Annotated in this window: 5 protein-coding genes; all 5 read right to left on the bottom strand. The window is 46.1% G+C overall.

What is annotated here, in order from left to right; translation table 11 throughout:
• Positions 1–40 precede the first annotated feature (40 nt).
• Complete coding sequence (locus K8S15_00660; GenBank protein ID MCD4774542.1) at positions 41–2,173, bottom strand: DNA topoisomerase IV subunit A; 2,133 nt, start codon at positions 2,171–2,173, stop codon at positions 41–43.
• Entirely contained in the window at positions 2,170–3,981 is a 1,812-nt protein-coding gene (locus tag K8S15_00655; GenBank protein MCD4774541.1) for a type IIA DNA topoisomerase subunit B, read from the bottom strand. Before K8S15_00655 ends, K8S15_00660 begins: the two co-directional genes overlap by 4 nt.
• Positions 3,982–4,175: 194 nt before the next feature.
• A complete protein-coding gene (locus tag K8S15_00650; protein ID MCD4774540.1) occupies positions 4,176–5,240 on the bottom strand; it encodes a hypothetical protein in 1,065 nt (354 codons plus the stop codon).
• An 87-nt stretch (positions 5,241–5,327) separates the two neighbouring features.
• Complete coding sequence (locus tag K8S15_00645; protein MCD4774539.1) at positions 5,328–7,070, bottom strand: AMP-binding protein; 1,743 nt, start codon at positions 7,068–7,070, stop codon at positions 5,328–5,330.
• Between the two features lie 96 nt (positions 7,071–7,166).
• Complete coding sequence (locus K8S15_00640) at positions 7,167–8,408, bottom strand: SUMF1/EgtB/PvdO family nonheme iron enzyme (GenBank protein MCD4774538.1); 1,242 nt, start codon at positions 8,406–8,408, stop codon at positions 7,167–7,169.
• Positions 8,409–8,644 lie beyond the last annotated feature (236 nt).

Here is an 8,644-nt window from a genome sequence, read left to right as displayed (position 1 = left end):
AATGTCAAGAGTAAAGATTTGACCCCTTTTTTGACCCTTTTTACTTTTTCAGATTTTCGAAAAGATCGTCGGATTCATCATCAGGATGGATAGTTTTTTCTACCCTTTTCAGTGTTTCAGCCGATCGCACTTTGAAGTCTTCGGCCTGTTTAACAACATCTTCCGGCGATGGCGGCTCGGTTTTTAAAACCTCATCAAGTGATTCCTGTTTTTCCTCTTCCTCAGGTGAAATCTCAGTTTCGTCGTATGAATCATCCTCTTCCTCGTCTCCCAAAGGAACACCCCGGATGCTGGAGATGATTTTCTTTCCGCAAAGCTGAACACCCTTGGCGCTTTCACTGGTTACGCGATAATCGGAAAGAAGGCATTCATCCTTCCTTCTCCGCATCCTCTTCGTCCGCTGGAACCAGAAATCCAGCTTCATCTCGGGTTCTTCCGTGAAGAAAACAACCCTGCCTTCTTCAGGAGAATACCTGTACTCCTTGTCCATAATGAAGCTTTCAACACAGAACCTTTTGATGTAGGCAACGCTGGTTTTCGACTGCTGATAAACGGCCGTAAATACTCTGTCTTTATCAAGAACACCGCAGTAAAGGATATTTCCGTCTATGAAATACTTATCCTGTACCGGTATGACCCTGTAGGTTCCGTTATCAAGAAAGAAAACGAATCTGTCATACTCGGAAACACTGAATGCTTTTTCTCCCCTTATCGATGTCCCGAGAAGACCCGTATCGGAGTTGAAGCCAACCTTGAGATTTCTTATAGCGACTTTCTTCACGTCTATGTCACTGAAATCCTCGATGCTGGTGAGTCTGGGGTAATTTCTGCCGTACTTCTCAATAAGGGTTTCAAGATACTTGACAGCGTAGTCAACAATATTCCGAAGATTGGCCCTGGCATACTTCATACTGGTCTTTATTGAGCCTATTTCTTTTTTATGGCTCTCAATATCGAACCTCGATATCCTGCGAATCTTGAGTGCGAGGAGTTTGTCTATATCCTCTTCGGTCAACTCCAGACTGCTCTCTTCAAGGAATGGCTGAAGACTGTCCCGTACTGTGCCTCTGACATTCTCCCAGGAAGTGCATTCCTCGATATTCTTGTAGAGCCTGTTTTCAATGAATATCTGCTCAAGGGCCAGCCAATGCAGCCTCCCGGTGTAATCGTTGATTTCAAGCTTCAGTTCAAGCTTAAGTATCTCGATCAGCCTGCCGCTACAGTAATGTATCATCTCTGAGATAGTGTTTTCAACAGGGATACCGTCCTGTATAACTACTATGTTTGAAGACTGGGATTTCTCGCAGTCAGTATGTGCATAGAGCCTTTTGAGCCCTTCATCCATTCCGACTCCGCGGGAAAGCCTGATATTGATCTCGGCGAGGTCAGTGGTGTAGTCGTCAATTGAAGATATCTTTATCTTGCCCTTTTTGGATGCCAGCTCAATGGAGTTGATAATCGATTCGGTTGTGGTTCCCCACGGAAGTTCCCTGATGATAAGGTTCTTGTTGCCGTCCTTCTCTATCTTCGCTCTGTTCCTTACCTTTCCCCTGCCGTTGTCGTAATCGGATATATCAATACGGCCGCCCTGTGGGAAATCAGGGAACAGTTCAAAGTCCTCACCTTTAAGGCACGATATCTGGGCTTTCAGAACCTCCTGGAAATTGTGGGGAAGTACTTTGGTTGACATTCCGACCGCGATACCCTCCGCCCCAAGGAGAAGCAGAACCGGCAGTTTTGCGGTAAGAAGAACAGGTTCCCTGTTCCGACCATCGTAACTGGGTTCGAAATCTGTAATCCTTTTATTGAACAGAGTCTCACGTGCAAGGTCGGTCAGCCTGCATTCGATGTACCTTGCAGCCGAAGCCTCATCACCTGTGAGAATATTACCAAAATTGCCCTGTCTTTCGATGAAAAAGCCCCTGTTCGCAAGGGAAACAAGCGCGTCTCCTATTGATCTGTCGCCATGAGGATGGAATTGCATGCAATGGCCAATTACATTAGCCACCTTGCTGAATCTGCCATCATCCATCTGGTACAGTGACCATAGAATCCTTCTTTGTACCGGCTTGAAACCGTCGGCCAGGTCAGGAATGGCCCTGTCTTTTATAACGTAGGACGCGTAATCAAGAAAATTACGGTTGTATAGCCTTCTAAGGCTGGTCTCGCTCATACAAGGTTCTCCATGATGAACTCACGCCTTTCGGGTGTGTTTCGACCCATGTAGAAATCCAGCATTTCGGGAACCTCTTTCAGCCTTGTGATACGAACCGGTTCCAGCCTTATATTCTTACCTATGAACTGCCCGAATTCCTTCGGGGAAATTTCCCCGAGACCTTTGAATCTGGTTATTTCGGCCTTCTCACCGATACGTTCAATGGCTTTCGTTCGTTCCTTCTCGCTGTAACAGTAAATAGTTTCCTTTTTGTTCCTTACCCGGAAAAGAGGTGTTTCAAGAATGAAAAGGTGTTTGTCCAGAACAAGACTTTCAAAAAAATGAAGAAACAGAGTTAGAAGGAGATTTCTGATATGCATGCCGTCAACATCGGCATCTGTGGCAAGAACAATCCTGTTGTACCTTAAACCGTTGATGTCATTCTCGATGTTGAGAGCGCGCATGATGTTGTAAATCTCTTCGTTCTTATAAACGGTATCCTGCCTTTTGCCGAAACAGTTAAGTGGTTTGCCCTTGAGGGCGAATACCGCCTGAGTGTGAACATCCCTGCTTGAAATAATACTGCCTGCCGCGCTTGCACCCTCGGTAATGAAAATCGTCGTTTCCTCACCCCTTTTGTTATCGTCTGTGTAGTGAATCTTGCAATCCTTGAGATGAGGTACCCTGAGGGCAACCTGTTTGGCCCTCTGTTTTGCTTTTTTCTTGACATTGCTAAGTTCGGTACGAACTTTCTGATTGGTCATTACTTTGTTTACCAGAATTGAGGCGCTTTCGGGATTTTTATGCAGATGCTGCTCCAGCTCTGTTTTTATCATGTTGACTATCCAGCCCCGTATATCATTGTTTCCAAGCCTTGTTTTGGTCTGGGATTCGAATACTGGTTCCTTGATTCGCACGGAGATGGCAGCGATAATGCCCTCGCGCACATCCTGACCCGAATAACTCTCCCCTGTGTAGGAATTGATACCCTTGGTTATACCCTCTTTGAAAGCGGAAAGGTGTGTTCCTCCGCTTGAGGTGTACTGACCGTTCGCGAATGACAGATAGCGTTCTCCAAAATCGGCAGTATGCGTCAGCGCGAATTCAAGAGTTTTATCCCGGAAGAAGATAACCGGATACATCGCCGAGTCTCCGGCTTCATCATGAAGCAGGTCCATCAGTCCATCTTCGGAAAGAAACTCTTCTCCGTTCAATTGAATCTTAAGACCGGCATTCAGGTGAGAGTAATGAAGGCACCTGTCCTGCAGAAATTCCTCCCGGAATGTGAAATCTCCGAATATCTCACTGTCCGGAGTGAACTCCACCAGAGTACCGTTTCTTTTTGAGCTTTTTCCACTTTCATCACTCTGAAGTTCTCCACGGCAGTAAACAACCTCACGGTAACTGCCTTCACGGTACGCGACCACCCTGAAATGCTCCGAGAGCGCGTTAACCGCCTTAGTTCCTATACCGTTAAGTCCAACACTGAACATGAAAACATCTGTATTGTACTTCGCGCCGGTATTTATCTGGGATACACACTCTACAAGCTTTCCAAGAGGAATGCCTCTACCGTAATCCCGCACAATGACAGATGTCCTGTTGCTTGTGATTCTGATACGCTTGCCATATCCCATGATGTACTCATCAACAGCATTGTCCATGATTTCCTTGAATAGAACGTAGATCCCATCATCGGGGTGTGTACCATTACCTAGACGACCGATGTACATTCCTGTTCTGAGACGGATATGTTCTATCGAGGAAAGAGTTTTAACTTTACTCTCATCATAAACATGCGATTCCTGTATAAGTTTTTCTGCCATTTTTACACCATATGTTATGTGATTACTGTAGTGAATATACACTATGTAGTATAAGGTTGCGCTTCCATATGTGCCAGTCTTACCCTATAGTGGTTAAGGATTTCGTGATATACAATATGTAGGTTTTGACCTATAACGACTGAACTCTGAATTGACATCATGGAAAAGAGAAAAGTAATCGTTCAGGCCAACGGTCAGGGAAGCATCTCGCGTATTTTTATTGCCAGTTTCCTGATGCGTCTGTTACGTGTCTTGAAGTCGAAAACACTTTTGTTCTCGTCATCCGAGAGAATGGACCTGTCACAGCCAAGCCGGCCAATAAATTCATCGAAACCCTCCGGAATACCATCAGACTCTCTTTCAGACACTATCTTCAGGGCTTCCTCCCTGCCTATAAGGCCCGCTCTCACCATATTGGCGTAAAGAAATTCGTACTTCCCCACACCATTTCTCTTTTTGAATAGATAGCTTGAATGGCTTGTACCCAAACAATCGTACCTGATATCCGACATGCTTTTCCCGAAATCCAGTTCTTTATTCAATGTATCGTATATCATCGGCAGATCCCATTTGATGTAGTCAGGCAAATTGAAATACTTGACCCCGAACATCCGTTTCCAGCTTGGGAAGAAGAAGTCCCAGGCAAGTTGATTCTTTGAAAAGCGGCTTTTCATAATGTTCCAGAAACATGTCCTGTCAATATAGGCGAACTCCGGAGGAGGAGCTTCCGTCATTTCGCTGAAGCCTCCTGCTATAAGCCTTATACCATGTATATCGGCAGCTCTGAAAATCGCGGTGGGAATGAGTACAACGCAGGCGGTACAAAACTCACCGGTCTCCTTCAGTGCGTGCCCGTACACCTCGAACAGGAACTCTTTTGAAGGACTGTAAGTATAGAGATCAACGTTCAATCTATCCGCAGCCTTTCTCACAAACAAAAGGGCTCCATCCTCCGAAAATCCGTTGTCAAGATTGAAAGCCAGAGGATTCATACCGTATCTGTTCTTCAGGAGCCAGAGTGAATATGTGGAATCCTTTCCGCCACTGAATGGAACCATGCAATCGTGCTTCCCTTTGCCTTTCCCTCTGTACCTGTCAAGCATTGTTGACAGCTTTTTCTCCTTCGCGTTCCAGTCAATAGTCGAATACTTCTCGTCAAATTCCCGGCAGACTCTGCAAACGCCGTCATCATCAAAACCAATGTCAGGATAATTCTCCGGAAGGATGCAACGAGTACACCTTCTTACCTCTTCTGTCATTTCATGCCTTTCCGCTGAAACAATGTATTTCCTAGTATTCTGGTATATAATATTCCGGGATTAGAAATACAAAACCCGGATAAGTGATTACACCTGGTAGGATACCTCTTCCTCCAGCCCGGCCTCTCTCAGAACTTCCTTTCTGCGGACTTTTCGAGTAGTGGTCTTGGGAAATTCGTCTTCTCTTATGATGAACCGGGCAATCCGTTTGTAAATAGGCTGGGAGGCATTAAAGCTGCGAACGAGTTTTCTCATGTGATCCGCAAGGTACTCCGTTGTCAGACTTAATCCGTGTTCTTCGGCGTATTCGATGAACTTTTCCATGTCGGGAACAACGATAAGCCAAATTTCCTCACCCTTTGTCTCGATCTTCTTACCGGCAACCATGCATTCAAGTATATAGGAATCCTGCCCGATCTTCAGTTCTATTTCTTCTGGATATACATTCTTGCCGTTCTTCGCTACTATCACGTTCTTCTTTCGGCCGGTGATGAAAAGGAAACCATCATCGTCAATATGACCGTAATCCCCTGTGCTGAACCAGCCATCTTCCGACAGCACTTCAGCGGTCGCCTGAGGATTGTTGTAGTAACCCTTCATTATATTGGGACCCTTCGCAAGGATTTCACCGTTTCCCTCATCATCGGGGTTTTCTATTCTGATAGTAACGCCGGACAGTACCGGACCCACGGAGCCTACCCTGTTGGCTTTCAGAGTATTGACGGAGAGTATGGGGGAAGTCTCCGTTAATCCGTACCCCTGGATAAAATTGAACCCGAGTTTCATGAAGCCGTCAACAACTTCGGGAGCGATTCCGGCGCCGCCGGATATACAAAGTCTCATGTTACCACCCAGTTTATCGTGTACCTGTGAGAACACTTTCTTCCTTATGCCCCTGCTGCCGAAGATTTCTCCTATTGAGGAAATAGTCAGGCCGAGGCGATACTTGAACGCTCCACCCTTCATAGACTGTATAGCGTTGTATATTTTCCTGTACATGGCTTCCCAGAGCAGCGGAACAGCCAGAAGAATTGTTGCCCTGGAATTGATCATGTCCTCCGCTACATGTCTTATTCCCCTGCAGATGTAAATGGAGATTCCGCAGGTCACCGGGAAAAGAAAACCGCAGGTACACTCGAATGTGTGATGAACGGGAAGTATTGACAGGAATACGTCATCCTCCTGGATGTCGATAATCTGCCCCATCTGCCTGATGTTCGCAAGAAGGTTGTTCTGCGACAGCATCACGCCCTTCGCCTGCCCTGTTGTGCCCGATGTGTAACATATGGAGGCGGGAACATCGCAATTCCATGTATCTGGAAGTATTACAGCACTTCCCGATCCACTGCGGATAAGGTCATCATGGGTTGGAATTCCCTCACAATGAGGTGTATTCATTACAACCATTTTAATATCTCTACCTGGAAGTTTATCCGCAAAATCTTCCGCGTATTTCTCATCGAAGAACATCATATTGGCACCTGAGTAATGCAGAATAGTGAGCATTTCCGGCACCGGCAGCTCCCTGTCAATCGGTACAACGATTCCCCCGGCTCTCAGTGTCGCAAGGTAGGTAACAGCCCAGGCAACACTGTTGTTGCCTGTTATGCCGACAACAGGCTTCTTGCACCTGTCGAGAATCGCCCTGGCAAGGGCATCAACTTTTTTTCTGAGATCACGATAGGTTAGTGAATGGTAATTACCATTACCATCAGGCTCACTGAACGCTATTCTATCCGGTAATCTTTCAGCAACTGCAATTAATGCTTCTGGTATGCTTTTCAGCCCGGGTACTTCGTGAAGAACTCCGCCGGAGGTTTCAGTTTTCATCGTTGCACCTTACTGCAATGGTTAATAAATTCCGCGTACTGCTGTCTATCAATAATACAGTAAGAGATTTATGAAAAGTGGCAGGTGCTGCTGACGTTATTCCCGCAATCCTATCGAAGCGGCGGTTCTGAACCCAATGTACGGATAACCCAGCATGGTATCAGGATACATTCTGGCTTCGCACCTGCAGTCGTCCATCGAGGAGAGCCAGCTTCCTCCCCTGGCGACAACAGCTGAATCCGGATTGACAGGCCTGCAGTACTCCCAGACATTACCGGCCATGTCGTAGAGTCCCCAGTTATTGTAGGGAAAACTCCCAACCGGAGCTGAATATGAATATCCGTCATCCAGCGATGGATGCCTGCGAAGCAGGATTTCATTTCTGTCTGAGAGGTTCAGCAGGTTACCGCCAGGCCTCCTGGAACCCCATGGCCATGGCCCGCCACTGCCTGCCATGGCAGCTTCGTACCATTCTTCCTCAGTGGGCAGTCTGTAAGATATCCCTGAACTATCCTGTGAAGTAAGCCATTCACAGTACTCCTCGGCAGCGCTGAAAGTCATACCTGCGACAGGGAAACTCTCAAAACCATTCTGAATTGCCCATTCTCCTGAGCTGCCAATGTAGAAGGGAAGCGGGTAATCGCCGGGAAACATTTCCTCAATTGTATCGGTACGTCCCCACCTGTTGGTCGTATCTCGCATGGGAGCCGGTTCCAGTATTCTCAGGTATTCACAGAATTCACTGTTCGTTACTTCATATCTCGCTATAAGATACGGTTGCTGAAAATCAACGGAGATGCAGGCTTCGAGAGGAATAAGTACCATTCCGGCTGGATGAAGCCGAGGAAGCACATAATGAAAACTGTCAGGACTGTTAGCCAGCAACGTAAAATCGTCCTCAATCGCAATCAGGTTCTCTACAATCAGCTTTAAATGGTGAATGCCCGGTTCATCAATGTTTGCTTGCAGTGGAGTGTAACCTGAAAAGGAACCATCCATGAAAACAGACGCTCCGGAAGGTTCGCTGGATATTTCCACCGGAAACCTGTAAGGAAGTGATACAAGAACAGGTTCTTCCGACATTTCGGGCAGTAGCAGAGTGTCAACTGAAACTCTATAAGGATGGGATACCGTAATAGGCAACCCGTCATGCTGAACGGGTATCCGGGCAGGTGTCGTCCATATAAACCTGTCTCCATCGGATACTTCAGCTTCTGAGGGCGTTGATACAACGTACACATATGCAACCGGCCAGGATGTATCGAGTATCAGCATTACAAGAAGTACCGAAAGCGCAGATAGAAGGGTAACCGCCCAATTGTTAAAAATGTACTTCATCTTACTCCGGAATACTCCTGATTACAGTTACGGGTTTCAGCCTGAAAAATATTTCCCTCAGTATTAATAATACTTCTGGCAAGTGTGTATAACCAGTTTAAAATTATTTTCATTTTTACTTAATAGTTTAACTTGTATTTAAACATCCACGATTTCTTCAACAAGATAAGCTAAATACCCAGAGAGAGAGACTGACTCTGCGTATATTTCCTTGCTGTGATCAGTTTCGATTTATA

The organism is Candidatus Aegiribacteria sp., assembly GCA_021108005.1.
GTDB lineage: Bacteria > Fermentibacterota > Fermentibacteria > Fermentibacterales > JCC-6 > Aegiribacteria.
This window is presented reverse-complemented; position numbering and strand designations above follow the sequence as displayed.

Excerpts from the sequence above, each read along its gene's own strand:
- K8S15_00660 (MCD4774542.1), bottom strand. The coding sequence starts at position 2,173 with ATGAGCGAGACCAGCCTTAGAAGGCTATACAACCGTAATTTTCTTGAT.
- K8S15_00655 (MCD4774541.1), bottom strand. The coding sequence starts at position 3,981 with ATGGCAGAAAAACTTATACAGGAATCGCATGTTTATGATGAGAGTAAA.
- K8S15_00650 (MCD4774540.1), bottom strand. The coding sequence starts at position 5,240 with ATGACAGAAGAGGTAAGAAGGTGTACTCGTTGCATCCTTCCGGAGAAT.
- K8S15_00645 (MCD4774539.1), bottom strand. The coding sequence starts at position 7,070 with ATGAAAACTGAAACCTCCGGCGGAGTTCTTCACGAAGTACCCGGGCTG.
- K8S15_00640 (MCD4774538.1), bottom strand. The coding sequence starts at position 8,408 with ATGAAGTACATTTTTAACAATTGGGCGGTTACCCTTCTATCTGCGCTT.